This window comes from Vogesella sp. AC12, assembly GCF_024437575.1.
GTDB lineage: Bacteria > Pseudomonadota > Gammaproteobacteria > Burkholderiales > Chromobacteriaceae > Vogesella > Vogesella indigofera.
In genome coordinates this window covers 49,187-63,175 of record NZ_JANFNU010000008.1, presented here as the reverse complement: position 1 = coordinate 63,175, position 13,989 = coordinate 49,187, and the positions used below count along the sequence as shown (strand labels likewise).

The 13,989-nt window shown below is 68.9% G+C and carries 14 protein-coding genes; 7 read left to right on the top strand and 7 right to left on the bottom strand.

All coding sequences use genetic code 11. The features are described from left to right. Positions 1-139: 139 nt before the first annotated feature. Complete coding sequence (locus NOM55_RS12655; RefSeq protein WP_255908860.1) at positions 140-2,356, top strand: FUSC family membrane protein; 2,217 nt, start codon at positions 140-142, stop codon at positions 2,354-2,356. Between the two features lie 14 nt (positions 2,357-2,370). Here the strand turns inward: NOM55_RS12655 and NOM55_RS12650 are convergent, their stop codons facing one another. Further along, a complete protein-coding gene (locus tag NOM55_RS12650; RefSeq protein WP_255908859.1) occupies positions 2,371-4,872 on the bottom strand; it encodes a cation-translocating P-type ATPase in 2,502 nt (833 codons plus the stop codon). A gap of 183 nt (positions 4,873-5,055) precedes the next feature. Next, entirely contained in the window at positions 5,056-5,826 is a 771-nt protein-coding gene (locus NOM55_RS12645; protein WP_255908858.1) for a transporter substrate-binding domain-containing protein, read from the bottom strand. A 140-nt stretch (positions 5,827-5,966) separates the two neighbouring features. Between NOM55_RS12645 and NOM55_RS12640 the strand changes: the two genes are divergently transcribed. After that, complete coding sequence (locus NOM55_RS12640; protein WP_255908857.1) at positions 5,967-7,493, top strand: fumarate hydratase; 1,527 nt, start codon at positions 5,967-5,969, stop codon at positions 7,491-7,493. 89 nt (positions 7,494-7,582) lie between these two features. Here NOM55_RS12640 and NOM55_RS12635 read toward each other — a convergent pair whose 3' ends face one another. From NOM55_RS12635 to NOM55_RS12615, 5 genes are all read right to left on the bottom strand, one after another. Then, positions 7,583-8,014 (bottom strand): DUF411 domain-containing protein, encoded by a 432-nt coding sequence (locus NOM55_RS12635; protein WP_255908856.1) that lies wholly within the window; start codon positions 8,012-8,014, stop codon positions 7,583-7,585. Between the two features lie 82 nt (positions 8,015-8,096). Then, complete coding sequence (locus tag NOM55_RS12630) at positions 8,097-8,795, bottom strand: hypothetical protein (RefSeq protein WP_255908855.1); 699 nt, start codon at positions 8,793-8,795, stop codon at positions 8,097-8,099. 106 nt (positions 8,796-8,901) lie between these two features. Then, positions 8,902-10,017 carry an ATP-binding protein gene (locus NOM55_RS12625; RefSeq protein ID WP_255908853.1) on the bottom strand — a complete coding sequence of 372 codons (1,116 nt, stop codon included), beginning with the start codon at positions 10,015-10,017 and terminating at the stop codon, positions 8,902-8,904. Beyond that, a complete protein-coding gene (locus NOM55_RS12620) occupies positions 10,014-10,733 on the bottom strand; it encodes a response regulator (protein WP_255908852.1) in 720 nt (239 codons plus the stop codon). The genes NOM55_RS12625 and NOM55_RS12620 overlap by 4 nt, the downstream gene beginning before the upstream one ends. 38 nt (positions 10,734-10,771) lie before the next feature. Further along, a complete protein-coding gene (locus tag NOM55_RS12615; protein WP_255908851.1) occupies positions 10,772-11,257 on the bottom strand; it encodes a hypothetical protein in 486 nt (161 codons plus the stop codon). A gap of 232 nt (positions 11,258-11,489) precedes the next feature. Between NOM55_RS12615 and NOM55_RS12610 the strand changes: the two genes are divergently transcribed. From NOM55_RS12610 to NOM55_RS12590, 5 genes are all read left to right on the top strand, one after another. Beyond that, positions 11,490-12,059 carry an isochorismatase family protein gene (locus tag NOM55_RS12610; RefSeq protein WP_255908850.1) on the top strand — a complete coding sequence of 190 codons (570 nt, stop codon included), beginning with the start codon at positions 11,490-11,492 and terminating at the stop codon, positions 12,057-12,059. After that, a complete protein-coding gene (locus NOM55_RS12605) occupies positions 12,052-12,285 on the top strand; it encodes a DUF1272 domain-containing protein (RefSeq protein WP_255908849.1) in 234 nt (77 codons plus the stop codon). The genes NOM55_RS12610 and NOM55_RS12605 overlap by 8 nt, the downstream gene beginning before the upstream one ends. A gap of 120 nt (positions 12,286-12,405) precedes the next feature. Beyond that, positions 12,406-13,299, top strand: coding sequence for an EamA family transporter (locus NOM55_RS12600; RefSeq protein ID WP_255908848.1), 894 nt, complete (start codon positions 12,406-12,408; stop codon positions 13,297-13,299). 10 nt (positions 13,300-13,309) lie between these two features. Next, positions 13,310-13,771: a GNAT family N-acetyltransferase gene (locus NOM55_RS12595; RefSeq protein WP_255908847.1), complete on the top strand. Its 462-nt coding sequence runs from the start codon at positions 13,310-13,312 to the stop codon at positions 13,769-13,771. Between the two features lie 18 nt (positions 13,772-13,789). Beyond that, the gene (locus NOM55_RS12590) at positions 13,790-13,987 is read left to right on the top strand and encodes a DUF1737 domain-containing protein (RefSeq protein WP_047965661.1); all 198 of its coding nucleotides are present in this window, start codon (positions 13,790-13,792) and stop codon (positions 13,985-13,987) included. Positions 13,988-13,989: the final 2 nt, after the last annotated feature.

Sequence of the window (13,989 nt, the reverse complement as noted above, 5' to 3'; positions counted from 1 at the left end):
TTAGCCGGGTATAAACAAGCATGCCGAAGGCGCTGTATCGTCCCATTGCCATCCGTCGCCGCTGACATTGAACCGCTTTTGAGCGCCGGCGTAGGCCGCCGGCGCATTGTCCATCCCAATTTTCCGGATCGATTCCGCCATGCCGAGATTTGCCTTTGCCCCGCCGCATCCCCGCCTCGCCCTGCGCGTGGCGCTCAGCCACCACGTTGCCAACGGCCTGTCGGCGGCGCTGGGGCTGCTGCTGATCTCCGCCGCGGTGCACCTGTGGCTGGGCGCCCTGGCCGCGGCGGCGGCCTCGGTCGGTGTGGTGGTGTGCATTCCGCCGGACCAGCCGGCGCCGCGGCGCGGCAAGCTGCGGCAACTGCTGCCGGCGGCGCTGCTCGGCCTGCCGCTGTTCCTCGGTACGCGCTTGCTGCACGGCGATGCGCTGCAGCTGGGCTTGCTGTTGCTGCCGGCCACCTTCATCGCCTTTCTCGCCGCCGCGTGGGGCAAGCGCGGCATTCCGCTGTCGGTGTCGATCATGTTCGCGATGCTGTTCGCGATGGCGATGCCGGCGCACGACGGCACCGCGCCGGTGCTGGCCAGCAGCCTGCACTTCGCGCTCGGCGCCGGCCTGTACCTGCTGTGGGCGACGCTGGCCAATGCGCTGCTCAACGGCCGCTACCGGGTGCAGTTGCTGGCCGACACCCTGCTGGCGCTGGCGGAGCTGATGCAGCTGCAGGCGCAGCAATTCCTGCCGCCGGACAGTGACGAGCGGCGCCGGGCGCCGTTGATCGGCCGCCTGCTGCGCGAGCAGGCGGCGCTGACCGACCAGCTGCAGAGCGCGCGCAACATCCTGCTGGAGTCGCCGCGCACGCCACGGCGGCAGCAGCTGGCGGCGATGCTGCTGCAGGTGCTGGAAATGCGCGACCACCTGCTGGCTTGCGAGCTGGATCTGGACGCGCTGAAATCCCGCCCCGGCCACGCGCCGGTGCTGGGTGTGCTGCACGAGGTGCTGCAAACGTTGGCCGCAGACATCGCGCAGCTGGCCGACAAGTTGCTGTACGGGCGCACACCGTCGCCGGTCGCCAGCCTGCGGCCGCTGCTGGCCACGCTGCACTGGGCAGAGGCGGAAGCGGCCGTCGAGTCGCAGGCGCCGTCGGCGGCGATGCTGGCGCGCGGGCTGGCCAACCGTGTCGGCAACATCAACGACGAGGTGGTGCGGCTGGTGGCGCTGGCGCGCGGCGAGCAGGCGCCGGATCTGACCGGGGTACGCGCCAGCTGGCAACTGTTCGTCAGTCCCACCGCGTGGTCGTGGCGGCCGTTTGCCGGGCTGTGGCGCTGGGATGCGCCGCCGCTGCGCCACGCCATTCGCGCCGCGCTGGCCGTCGGCGCTGCCTACGCGCTGGCGCAGGTGCTGCCGTGGGTGGCGCACGATTACTGGATCCTGCTGACCATCGTGGTGGTGCTGCGCGGCAGTCTGGCGCAGACGCTGGAACGGCGTAACAGCCGTGTCGCCGGCACCCTGCTCGGTTGCGTGATCGCCGGCGCACTGCTGGCGCTGCAGCCGTCGTCGTGGCTGTTGCTGCTGGCGGTGACACTGGCGCAGGCCTTCGCCCATGCCTTTGCCGTGCGCCGCTATCTGGTGACGGCGGTGGCCGCCACCGTGCTCGGCCTGCTGCAGGCCCATATGCTGCATGCCGGCGCCAGCCCGGTGTTCGGCGTGCCGGAGCGCATTGCCGACACCCTGCTCGGCGTCGCCATCGCCTGGGCGTGCAGCTATGTGCTGCCGTCGTGGGAGCGGCACCAGATCCCGGCGCTGGTGGCGCGTACCCTCAGCGCGCAGGCACGCCATGCCCGCGTGGCGCTGGGGCTGGGCCAGTTGCAGGCGATCGACAACGAGCCGGAGCTGGCCTGGCGCCTGGCGCGACGCGAGGCCTACGACAGCCTGTCGGCACTGGTGCAGGCGACGCAGCGCTCGCTGGCCGAGCCGCGTGCGGTGCGGCCGCCGCTGGCGCCGCTGGGCTTGCTGCTGGCGCACAGTTACCAGCTGCTGGCACAGCTGACGGCGGTGAAGAGCATGCTGCTGTTGCGTCGCGACCGTCTGCAGCCGGAGCAGATCCGCCAGCCGCTGCAGCAGGCGGCGCAGTCCATCGACAGCACGCTGCAGCACGCCGGCGGCGCGGCGGTCGCGGCGGCGGAAGCGGCACCGGGGCCGGTGCTGCTGCCCGATCCGTTCGAGAGCGATCTCAGCCCGTGGCTGCTGCGCCGGCTGGAGCTGGCGACCCGCCTCGCCGGCCAGCTGCGGCAGGATGCCGATCAGGTGCTGGCGCCGCCGGTACGGGCCAAGCCGGCCGCCGCGCCCGAACAAGGCTGAACAGGCGGTCGCTTTCAGTGCCGCCACGCGGCGACGCGCTTGCTGCCTTCCAGCAGCAGCAGGGTGGCGCAGCCCAGCGCAAACGCCGCCAGCCACAGCCCCGGCGCCGGCGGTACGAAGCCGAAGGCGCCGGCCAGTGCCGGGATGCTGGTGATCAGCAGCAGGCTGAGCAGGGTGCCGCCCAGCACCCACGCCGCCACCGCCGACAGGCCGCCGAACAGTGCTCGCCAGCCGCTTTGCGCCGAGCGGTTGGGCAGGATCAGCAGCGCATTGGCGCTGACCAGCACGATGAAGGTCAGCGCCCGCGCGGTGGCGTCGTCGAGCGCCGCCGCCAGGCTGGCGGCGTAGGCGACGCCGCAGCTGAGCAGCACCAGCGCACCCTGCGCCAGCGCCAGCAGCAGTTGCGGCCGCGACAGCAGCGTTTCGCCGGCGCGGCGCGGCGGCTGCTGCATCTGCTGCGGCCGTTCCGGTTCGGCCTCGAACACGATGGAGCAGGCCGGGTCGATCACCAGCTCCAGAAAGGCGATGTGGATCGGCGCCAGGATCAGCGGCATGCCGAACAGCAGCGGCAGCATCGACAGCCCGATGATCGGCACGTGCACCGCCAGCGTGTAGCTCATCGCCTGGCGCAGGTTGGCGAAGATGCGCCGCCCGAGGCGGATCGCCGTCACGATGGCGGTGAAGTCGTCGTCCAGCAGCACCAGCGCGGCGGCCTCGCGCGCCACGTCGGTGCCGCGCTTGCCCATCGCGATGCCGATGTGCGCCGCCTTCAGCGCCGGTGCGTCGTTGACGCCGTCGCCGGTCATCGCCACCACCTCGCCGGCGGCCTTCAGCGCGTTGACGATGGCCAGCTTCTGCTGCGGTGTGACCCGCGCGAACACGTTGATGCCGGCCAGCTGCCGGCCAAGGTTGGCCGCATCGTCGCCCAGTGCCGCAAGCTCGCTGCCGGTCAGCGTGCCGCGGCTGGCGATGCCGGCCTGACGGGCGATGGCGCGCGCGGTGTGCGGGTGATCGCCGGTGATCATCAGCACGCGGATGCCGGCCTGCTGGCACTCGCGGATGGCGGCGGGCACCTCCGGGCGCAGCGGATCGGCAAAGCCGACCAGGCCGAGCAGCTCGAAGTCGAAATCATGCTGCAGCGACGGCCACTCCTGGTGCGGACTGTGGCGTGCCTTGGCGATGCCCAGCACGCGCAGGCCGCGGTCGGCAAGCAGCGCCGCGTCCGCGATCAGGCGCGCGCGCGCCGCGTCCGGCAGGTGGCACAGCTCGGCAATCGCCTCCGGTGCGCCCTTGGTGGCGACCACGTCGTCGTCGTCGCCATCCTGCCGCCACAGGTGCGACATCGCCAGCAGCGCCGGCGACAGCTCGTACTCGCGCGCCAGCGACCACGCCGGGTGCAGGTGTTCGGTATCGGCCAGATAGGTGCGCGCATAGTGGTGGAAGGCCTGCTCCATCGGGTCGTGCGGTTCGATCTCGCTGGCCAGCACCGCGTATTCCAGCAGCTCGTGATAGGCCTCCGGCAGCTCGCCGCCGGGCAGCCGGCCGGTGTCCAGCAGCTGGCCGTCCACCGCCAGCGCCGCCAGCGCCATGCGGTTCTGCGTCAGGGTGCCGGTCTTGTCGACGCACAGCACCGTGGTTTCCCCCAGCGTCTCGATGGCGTTCAGGCGCCGGGTCAGCACCTGGTGGCTGGCGATGCGGCGCGCGCCCAGCGCCAGGAACACGATCATGATCACCGGGAATTCCTGCGGCAGGATGCCCATCGCCAGCGTGATGCCGGCCAGGAGCGCGTCCAGCCAGCTGTCGCGCAGCAGCCAGTACAGCAGCGCCAGCAGCAGGCACAGGCCGACGCCCAAGAGCGACAGCTGCCGCGTCAGCCGCGCGATCTCGTCGCGCAGTGGCGAGGCTTCGACGGCGATGGTGGTCAGCGATTTGCCGATGCGGCCCAGCTCGGTGTGCTGGCCGGTGGCGCACACCTGCAGCAGCCCCTGGCCGCGCACCACCAGCGTGCCGGCGTAGGCCGGCTCGCGCTGGCCGAACTTGGCCACCGGCTCCGATTCGCCGCTGAGCATCGATTCGTCGGTGGCCAGCTCGTGCGCCTGCAGCACCACGCCGTCGGCCGGAATGCGGTCGCCCTCGCTGAGGATCAGGATGTCGTCGCGCACCACCTCGCGTCCGGCGATGCGCTGCGCCTCGCCGTCGCGGATCACCAGTGCGCGCGGGCTGGACAGGTCGCGCAGCGCCTCCAGCGCGTTCTCGGTGCGCCGCTCCTGCACGATGGTGACGGTCATGATGATGGCGACGAAACCGAGCAGGATCAGCGCCTCGTGCGCGTCGCCCATCGCCAGATAGATGGCGCCGGCGCCGAGCAGCAGCAGGAACATCGGCTCGCGCACCACCTCGCCGGCGATGGCGGCCAGACTGCGGCGCTGCTCGGTGCTCAGCTCGTTGGCGCCTTCGGCCGCCAGCCGCGCACGGGCGACACTGTGGCTGAGTCCGCGGGGAAGGGCTTCGCTCATGACGGCTCCGGCAGGGGAAACAGGGCAGGGGTGCGTATAGCGGTTATAGCAGTCGGCACCGCGACTGGCGGTAGGGAGAGGCGTTCGCTTTTGGCGGATGGAGCCGGCGGACGGCTTACCGCAGGCGTGGGGAATGCAGGGAATGCAGGGAATGCAAGGAGTACAAAGCGTGCAGGAAACGGCTCAGTCGCCGGGCAGCGTCTCGCGCGGCAGTTGCAGCCGCTGGCGCAGGCGCTCGAACACGCCCTCGCGCTGCAGCTGGCGGAACAGGCGGGCATAACGGCGGCTTAGTTGCGGCGCGGTGCCGGGGCTGAACGCGAGGTAGAGCGGGTTGGACAGTGCCGGCAGCGGCAGCACCGGCTGCAGCAGGCGCGGGTCCAGGCCCAGTTCGCGTGTCCGCCAGGCCAGCACCAGATGATTGGAAAACGGCAGCAGGTCGATGCGGCCGGCGTACAGCTTGCGGATATTGGACAGGTCGTCGCTGCTTTGCTGCAGGTTGCGTTCGTAGGCAAAGCCCTGTTGCAGCAGGTAGTCCGCCTTCATGTCCCGCGCGGTCACGCCCAGCTGCCAACGCTGGGCTTCTTGCAGCGTGGCGGGGTTGACCTCGGGGCGGTCGGCCAGGCGCCACAGCCGAGCGTCGCCGCTGGCGATGCGCCCGATCCAAGCGTAGCGCGCTTCGCGTTGCGGCGTGCGGCCAAGGCAGAAAATCAGCAGCCCGGGCGTGGTTTCCGCCATCTGGTAGGCGCGCGGCCACGGCAGGAACTGCACCGCCAGCGTATCGCCGTTGCGCGCCGCCAGCGCTTGCGCCGCTTCCAGCGCCAGCCCCCATGGCGCCGGCTGCTCGCTCTGGAAGGGTGGAAATTCGGTGGTGACGGCGTGGATGACGGCCGCCGTGGCCGGAGTGGACAGCAACAGCAGGCACAGCAACAGCGATAACAGCGGGCGCGGCATCATGATGCCCTGATGATTTTTTGACAAACGGCAGCATGAACGCAAGCCGGGCAATCTTCAAGCATTCCAGCATGGCGCAGCGCAGCGTAAGTCCCTAAAATGGGGCGGTTATCCCCACAGCCGCTACGCTGGAGAACACATCAATGGCTATCATCCGTCAGGAAGACTTTATCCAGAGCATCGCCGATGCTTTTCAGTACATCAGTTGCTATCACCCCAAGGATTACATTGACGCGCTGTACAAGGCGTATCAGCACGAGGAAAGCCCCGCCGCCAAGGACGCGATGGCGCAGATCCTGATCAACAGCCGCATGTGTGCCGAAGGCCGCCGCCCGATCTGCCAGGATACCGGTATCGCCGTGGTGTTCCTGAAGGTGGGCATGAAGGTGCAGTGGGACAGCACCCTGTCGGTACAGGAAATGGTCAACGAAGGCGTGCGTCGCGCCTACAACAACCCGGACAACAAGCTGCGCGCCTCCGTGCTGCTGGATCCGGCCGGCCTGCGCAAGAACTCCAAGGACAACACCCCGGCCGTGGTGCACTTCGAGATCGTCGAAGGCGACGGCGTGGAAGTGATCTGCGCCGCCAAGGGTGGCGGCTCGGAGAACAAGTCCAAGTTCTACGCGCTGAACCCGTCCGACAGCATCGTGGACTGGGTGATCAAGACCGTGCCGACCATGGGCGCCGGCTGGTGTCCGCCGGGCATCCTCGGTATCGGCATCGGCGGTACGCCGGAAAAGGCGATGCTGCTGGCCAAGGAATCGCTGATGGACCACGTCGACATCCACGAGCTGAAGGCCAAGGCCGCCAGCGGCGCGGAACTGACCCGCGTCGAAGCGCTGCGCCTGGAAATCTTCGAGAAGGTCAACGCGCTGGGTATCGGCGCGCAGGGCCTGGGCGGCCTGACCACGGTGCTGGACGTGAAGATCCTCGACTACCCGACCCACGCGGCATCCTTGCCGGTGGCGATGATCCCGAACTGCGCCGCCACCCGCCACATCCACTTCCATCTCGATGGCAGCGGCCCGGCGCACCTGGAAACGCCGAAGCTGGAAGACTGGCCGGAAATCACCTACGACACCAGCAACGGCAAGCGTGTCGATCTGAACAACATCACCCCGGAAGAAGTGGCCAGCTGGCAGCCGGGCGACGTGCTGCTGCTCAACGGCAAGATCCTGACCGGCCGCGACGCCGCGCACAAGCGCATGATCGACATGCTGAACAAGGGCGAGAAGCTGCCGGTGGACTTCACCAACCGCTTCATCTACTACGTCGGCCCGGTGGATCCGGTACGCGACGAAGTGGTCGGCCCGGCCGGCCCGACTACCGCCACCCGCATGGACAAGTTCACCCGCCAGATGCTGGAACAGACCGGCCTCCTGGGCATGATCGGCAAGGCCGAGCGCGGCCCGGCAGCGATCGACGCCATCCGCGACAACAAGGCGGTGTACCTGATGGCGGTCGGCGGCTCGGCTTACCTGGTGTCCAAGGCGATCAAGGCGTCGAAAGTGGTCGGCTTCGAAGACCTGGGTATGGAAGCGATCTACGAGTTCGACGTGCAGGACATGCCGGTGACCGTGGCCGTGGACTCCTGTGGCACTTCGGTGCACAACACCGGCCCGGCCGAATGGCGCGTCAAGATCGGCAAGATTCTGGTCGCCTCCGCCTGATGCAGGTTGCGGCCAACGTTGGCCGCAGACAAGAAAACCGCCTGTCCCCGTTATGGGGGCAGGCGGTTTTTCATGGGTTTGCCGACGGCTTAGCGCGTGGCGTACACCCACTGCTTGCCCTTGGCATCAAACGCCATCACCTGGTAGGGCTGCTTGACGCCGGTTTCCATGCCGGGGCTGCCCTGTGGCATGCCGGCCACCGCCAGGCCGCGAATGGCCGGCTTCTCGCGCAGTACTTTCTGCACCAGATCGGCCGGCACGTGGCCCTCGAACACGTAGCCGCCGATGCTGGCGGTGTGGCAGGAGCGCAGCTTGTCCGGCACCTGCAGCTTGTCCTTGATCGCGGCCATGTCGCTGCGGTTTTCGCTGTGCAGCGGCAATTGCTGGCTGGCCATGTGCTCGGCCCACTTGCCGCAACAGCCGCAGTTGGGGTCCTTGAACAGGGTGGCGACCGGTGCGGCCAGCACCGGCAGGGAAAGCGCCAGCAGGGTGCCGGCGCGGAACAGGGATCGGATCAGCATGGGGAGCCTCGTCGGGAATAGGGGGCAGGTGGCCAGTGACAGACCCTGGCCGGCGTCACTGGTTCCCGTCGCGGTCAGGCGATCAGGCGGTCAGTTGCACGCTGCTGCCGCTATTGCTGTCGTCGTCGCTGCTGTAGGCGCGCAGCATCGCCATCAGCCGCATCATGATGCGACCATCCTGCTCGCTGTCGGCACTGGCCACGCCGCTGTCCTCGCTGCTGGTGCCGCTGCTACTGCGTTGCGCTTCTTCGTAGGCGACGCTTTCTGCGAAGCTGACCTTGCCGTCCTGGTTGCTGTCGGCGCTGTCGAAGTTTTCCGCCAGCGCGGCGAAGCGGGCCGCCGCCACACTGTCGCCGGCCTCGCTGGCGTCGGCGGCCATCGCCGACAACTGCTCCTGTTCCAGCCCGGCGTCGTCCTCGCCGCCGGCGGGCGGTGGCGGCATACCCTGCATGCCGCCGGCCATCATCATGCCGCCCATGCCCTGGCTGCGCATGGCGTTGAACTGGCTGTCCAGCTCTTCCGCCAGCTGTTTCAGGCGTGTGCTCAGCTCGCTCTTGCTGACCTTGCCGTCGCTGTCGGTATCCAGCGCCGCGAACACGTCCTCGTTGTCCGAGCCAAAATCGCTGGCTTCGAGATAACCCTGGTTGTCGGTATCCAGCTTGCTGAAGATCTCGCTGGCCATCTGCTCGCTGTCCGGGCGTTTCATCGCGCGCGGACCGCCACCCATGCCACTCATGCCGGGCAGGTAGCTGCTGCCGACACTGCTGATTGCGCTGCTCATTGTCATGCTCCTCGTCTCGCCTGCGGTATCCCCGCCGGCCATGCGGCGCTGCTGCGGGTGATGACAATTTATAGGCAGTGTGTCAGCGCCATTTATCCGCTTTGTGTCAAAGTTGATACAAAGCGCCGTGCGCGTCGCGCGGCAGGGTCAGGCGCGCGATCAGGCCGCCCTGCGGCGCATTGTGCAGCGTCAGCGTGCCACCCATGCGCCGCGCCGCGTCGCGGGCGATGGCGAGACCGAGGCCGACGCCGCCGGTGTGGCGGTTGCGCGATTCTTCCAGCCGCACGAAGGGCTCGAATACCGAGCTCATGCGGTTTTCCGGAATGCCGGGGCCGTGGTCTCGGATCTCGATGCCCACCGTATCGCCGGTTTGCTGCAGGTGGATGTCGGCGCGTTCGCCGTAGCGCAGCGCGTTTTCCAGCAGGTTGTCGAGGCAGCGGCGCAGGCTGCCCGGCAACGTCAGCAGGCTGTCGGCGTGGCCGTCGACGCTGACGTGGTGGCCCTGTTCCTGCGCGTCCTCGGCCAGCACCTGCAGCAGCGCGGTGATGTCCAGCATCTGCCAGCTTTCCTGCTGCGATTCGTCGCGCAGGTAGGCCAGCGTCGCGTCCAGCATCGCGGTCATGTCGTCGATGTCCTTGCCCAGCCTGGCCTGCAGCGCGGTGTCGTCCAGCTGCGCGCTGCGCAGGCGGATGCGGGTCAGCGGCGTGCGCAGGTCGTGCGATACCGCGGCGAGGAAACGGCTGCGCTCCGCCATCTGCTGGCGCAGCTTGTCCTGCATGCGGTTGAACAGCCGCGCCGCCTGCCGCGTTTCCTGCGGCCCGCTTTCCTCGATCGGCGGTGCCTCCAGATTGTCGCCCAGCCGCGCCGCGGCCTGGGTCAGCTGCTGGATGGGGCGCGCCAGCCGCCGTGCGCCGTACCAGGCCAGCAGGCCGATGATCGCCAGCGTCACCAGCTGCGCCAGCCAGAACGGCGCCGGAAAGCGGTTGCGATTGTCCGGTGGCGGCGGTGGCTGTCGCGCGGCGTCGCCGGGCGCCAGGGTTGGCCGCAGGTTGGCGCCGGGGGCTGCACGCTCCAGTGGCGGGCGCGGCGGCGGCTCGTCACGCGAAAAGTGCGGTCCGAAAAACAGCAGCAGGCTGGTCATCACCAGATGGGTGGTCAGCAGCGCCGCCACCACCAGCCCGAACAGGCGGGTGAAGACGGTATCGGGAATCAGGCGTTTCATTGGCGTACCTTGCAGTCAAACAGGTAACCCTCGCCGCGCACCGTCTTCAGCAGGCGCGGCGCTTTCGGGTCGTCGCCCAGCTTCTGGCGCAGGCGCGATACCAAGAGGTCGATGCTGCGGTCGAAGGCCTCCACCGTGCGCCCGCGCGCCGCGTCCAGCAGCTGCTCGCGGCTGAGGATGCGCTGCGGCCGTTCCAGAAAGGTGCACAGCAGCCGGTATTCGGCGTTCGACAGCGGCACCAGCAGCTGCTGCGGGGTGGTGAGTTCGCGCTTCAGGTGGCTCAGCGTCCAGCCGTCGAAGTGCACGTCCTGCTGCGGATTGGCGCTGCCGCCGGCGCTGCTGCGCAGGCTGCGGCGCAGCACGGTGTGGATGCGCGCCACCAGCTCGCGCGGGTCGAACGGCTTCACCACGTAGTCGTCGGCGCCCAGCTCCAGCCCCACCACGCGGTCGGTCGCCTCGCCGCGCGCGGTGAGCATGATGATCGGCAGCTCGCCCTCGCCGCGGATCTGGCGACACAGCGCCAGGCCGTCCTCGCCGGGCAGCATCAGGTCCAGGATCACCAGATCGAAGCGCTGTTCGGCCAGTGCCGCGCGCATCGCCACGCCGTCGCCGACGCAGGTGCAGTGCATGGCGTAGGCCTGCAGGTACTGGCCGAGCAGGCTGCGGATCTCCGGATCATCGTCAACAATCAACAGGCGAGTGGCGGGGCTGGTCATGCGGGTTTCCGTTTCGGTTCGGTGGTGAGCAGCCGTGATTATGGCTGATCCTGCGGCGCCGCCGGCGCGGCAAGTTCGCTGTTCATGTGCGCCAGCAGGCATTGCCGCACCAGGCTGGCCTGCTGCGCGTCCAGGCTGTCGAGGAAGGCGAGCCACGCCGCGGGCAGGGCGGCCGCGCTGTCGCTGGCCGCCACGCTGGCGCGCAGCGCCGCCGACAGGCTGCTGCTGCCGTCTTCCAGCTGCCGGCGCAGGGTCAGCTGCGCCTGTTGCCGCGCCTGGCGGCGGGTGGCCTGCTCGCTGAGTTCGGCGATGTCGGCCTTCAGCCACAGCGCCTGCTGTCTGGCGTCCAGTTGCAGATAGGGCAGCAGCGGCTCCAGCTGGCCGGCGAGGCCCGGTCGCGGGTGGTGGGCGCCGCTCTGGTGGGGCGGCGGAGCGGCCGGCGGCAGCTGCGCCAGCGCGCCGTGCAGCACGGTCAGGCAGAGCAGGGTGGCGAGCAGGCGCGGCAGGGCGGGGCGTTGCATCATGGCTTCCTTTGCATAGGGACGGGGACAAGTGACGGGGGCATCCCCACAGCCTGCAGTGTCCGCCGCCGCCGTGTCGGTGCGTTGTCGGCTTTGTATCGGGGCTGACACAGTTGCGCCGCCGTAACAAGCTGATGGCGCAATCGGTCCGCAGCCGGTCGGCTTTACGCCTCGCGGCCAAGGTTGGCCGCAGCCACAATGGCGTTGTTCCCCTGCCACTACCAAGGAAGCTGCCATGTCCCGTTCCGCCCTGCTTGTGATTGATGTCCAGGATTCCTTCCTGCAACGCCCGTACTGGGATGCCGCCGCCTTGCCCGCGTTTCGCGACAAGCTGCTGGCGCTGATCGCCGGCGCCCGTGCGCGCGGTCTGCCGGTGGTCTATGTGCTGCACGAGGAGGGTGACGGCCCGTTCGGTGCCGCCTCCGGCCTGGTGCGGCCGATGGCGTGGTTGCCGGACGGCGCCGATGTGACCTTTACCAAGCACGTGCACAACGCGTTTACCGACACCGGCCTGCAGGCGTGGCTGGCGGCGCGCGGCATCGACCGCCTGATCGTCAGCGGCATCCGCAGCGAGCAGTGTTGCGAGACCACCACCCGCGTCGGCAGCGATCTCGGCTTTGCCGTCGATTACGTGTCGGAGGCGACGCTGACCTTTGCCATGAGCCATCCCGTCAGCGGCCGCGTCTACAGCCCGGAGGACATCATCGCCCGCACCGAGCTGGTACTGGCCGGCCGCTTTGCCGAGATCCACAGCATCGACAGCGTGCTGGCACGGCTGGACGCGGAGGAGGTGTGCCATGCTTGAACTGCGCCCCGGCTGCGAGGCCTGCGATACCGATTTGCCCGGCGACAGCGAGCAGGCGCTGATCTGCAGTTTCGAGTGCACCTTCTGCCACGACTGCGCGGCAAAGCTGCACCAGCTGTGCCCCAATTGCGGCGGCGAGCTGCAGCCGCGGCCGCGGCGGGTGGGCGCGAAACTGGCGGCCAACCCGGCCAGCAGCCAGCGCGTGGTCAAGCCGCGCCAGCTGTAGCCGTGCAATCGTGAACACACTGTTGCTGTTGCCACTGGCATCGGTGGCGTAAGGTAACAGACCGGGTTCACCCGCCCGGCCGCCGCGGCGGCCGGGCACAACTTCGCAGGAGCAAAGGCCATGAACTGGCAAGACCGACTGATCGCCCTCGCCATCGTCGCGGTGTGGGGCTTCAATTTCGTGGTGATCAAGTGGGGCGTGGCCGGCGTGCCGCCCTTCCTGCTCGGCGCGCTGCGCTTTGCCGCGGCGGCGGGCATCGGCCTCTTGTTCGTGCGCCGCCCCAACATCCCGTGGCGCTGGCTGGCGCTGTATGGCCTGACCATGGGGCTGGGGCAGTTTGCCTGCCTGTTTTCGGCGATGAAACTGGGCATGCCGGCCGGTCTCGCCTCCATCGTGCTGCAGTCGTCCGCCTTCTTCACCCTGCTGATCGGCATGGCCTGGCTGCGCGAGCGCTTCAGCGGCTGGCAGCTGGGCGGGCTGGTAGTCGGCGGCTGCGGCCTGTACCTGATCGGCGGCCTCGGCGCCGCCGGCCTGCCGCTGGCCGGCTTTGTGCTGACCCTGTGCGCCGCCGCCTGCTGGGCGTTTTCCAATGTGGTGGTGCGCCGCATCGTCGGCGCCGGTTACCAGCCGGACATGCTGGGGCTGGTGGTGTGGGGTAGCCTGGCACCGATCGTGCCGTTCTTCGCGCTGTCGGCCATGTTCGAGTCGGCCAGTATCGACTGGGCGCAGGTGGTCAGCGGCAAGAGCCTGTTCGCCATCGGCTATCTGGCGCTGATCGCCACCCTGTTCGGCTACGGCCAGTGGAGCAAGCTGCTGTCGCGCCATGCGGCCAACGTGGTGGCGCCGTATTCGCTGTTGGTGCCGCTGGTGGGGGTGTTGTCCTCGGCGCTGGTGCTGGGCGAGCGCCTCAGCTTCTGGCAGCTGGCCGGCGGCGTGGTGCTGGTGTCCGGACTGGCCATCAATATGTTCGGCCCGCGGCTGCTGGCCTTGCTGCGCAAGCCGCAGCCGGCGTAAGGTTGGCCGCATGGCAAACGACCTCACCCTGCGTCCGCCCGGTGCGGACGATTTTGCCGCCTGGCTGCCGCTCTGGGACGGCTATAACGCCTTTTACGGCCGCCACGGCGCCAGCGCGCTTCCACTGGCCATCAGCCAGCTCACCTGGCAGCGCTTTCTCGATCCGGCCGAGCCGGTCCACGCGCTACTGGCCTGGCAGGGCGGGCAACTGCTGGGTCTGGCGCACTATATCTTTCACCGTAACACGCTGATGCCGCACCACGCCTGCTACCTGCAGGACCTGTTTACCGTGCCCGAAGCACGGGGCAGGGGCGTGGCCCGCCAGCTGATTGCCGCCGTGGCCGACGCGGCGCGCCAGGCCGGCAGCCCCAGCCTGTACTGGCATACGCATCACACCAACCATGCCGCGCGCCAGTTGTATGACCGCGTGGCGCGCGATACCGGTTTTGTGGTGTATCGCCAGACTTTTTAACTCCCGACAGGACACGTTATGAAACTGTACCGACTGCTGACCGGCCCCGACGACGCCGCCTTCTGCCACCGCGTCAGCGAGGCGCTCAACCGCGGCTGGCACCTGCACGGCAACCCGGCGCTGACCTTCAACGGCGAGCGCGTGATCGCGGCGCAGGCGATCGTGAAAGAGGTCGATGGCGAGTACGCGCCGGAGATCCGGCTGGGCGAGTTGTGAGT

What these genes read in the sequence shown, in the direction of transcription:
- NOM55_RS12590 (WP_047965661.1), top strand. Translation starts at nt 13,790, where the DNA reads ATGAAACTGTACCGACTGCTGACCGGCCCCGACGACGCCGCCTTCTGC.
- NOM55_RS12625 (WP_255908853.1), bottom strand. Translation starts at nt 10,017, where the DNA reads ATGAAACGCCTGATTCCCGATACCGTCTTCACCCGCCTGTTCGGGCTG.
- NOM55_RS12595 (WP_255908847.1), top strand. Translation starts at nt 13,310, where the DNA reads ATGGCAAACGACCTCACCCTGCGTCCGCCCGGTGCGGACGATTTTGCC.
- NOM55_RS12620 (WP_255908852.1), bottom strand. Translation starts at nt 10,733, where the DNA reads ATGACCAGCCCCGCCACTCGCCTGTTGATTGTTGACGATGATCCGGAG.
- NOM55_RS12610 (WP_255908850.1), top strand. Translation starts at nt 11,490, where the DNA reads ATGTCCCGTTCCGCCCTGCTTGTGATTGATGTCCAGGATTCCTTCCTG.
- NOM55_RS12630 (WP_255908855.1), bottom strand. Translation starts at nt 8,795, where the DNA reads ATGAGCAGCGCAATCAGCAGTGTCGGCAGCAGCTACCTGCCCGGCATG.
- NOM55_RS12635 (WP_255908856.1), bottom strand. Translation starts at nt 8,014, where the DNA reads ATGCTGATCCGATCCCTGTTCCGCGCCGGCACCCTGCTGGCGCTTTCC.
- NOM55_RS12655 (WP_255908860.1), top strand. Translation starts at nt 140, where the DNA reads ATGCCGAGATTTGCCTTTGCCCCGCCGCATCCCCGCCTCGCCCTGCGC.
- NOM55_RS12645 (WP_255908858.1), bottom strand. Translation starts at nt 5,826, where the DNA reads ATGATGCCGCGCCCGCTGTTATCGCTGTTGCTGTGCCTGCTGTTGCTG.
- NOM55_RS12650 (WP_255908859.1), bottom strand. Translation starts at nt 4,872, where the DNA reads ATGAGCGAAGCCCTTCCCCGCGGACTCAGCCACAGTGTCGCCCGTGCG.
- NOM55_RS12600 (WP_255908848.1), top strand. Translation starts at nt 12,406, where the DNA reads ATGAACTGGCAAGACCGACTGATCGCCCTCGCCATCGTCGCGGTGTGG.
- NOM55_RS12615 (WP_255908851.1), bottom strand. Translation starts at nt 11,257, where the DNA reads ATGATGCAACGCCCCGCCCTGCCGCGCCTGCTCGCCACCCTGCTCTGC.
- NOM55_RS12640 (WP_255908857.1), top strand. Translation starts at nt 5,967, where the DNA reads ATGGCTATCATCCGTCAGGAAGACTTTATCCAGAGCATCGCCGATGCT.
- NOM55_RS12605 (WP_255908849.1), top strand. Translation starts at nt 12,052, where the DNA reads ATGCTTGAACTGCGCCCCGGCTGCGAGGCCTGCGATACCGATTTGCCC.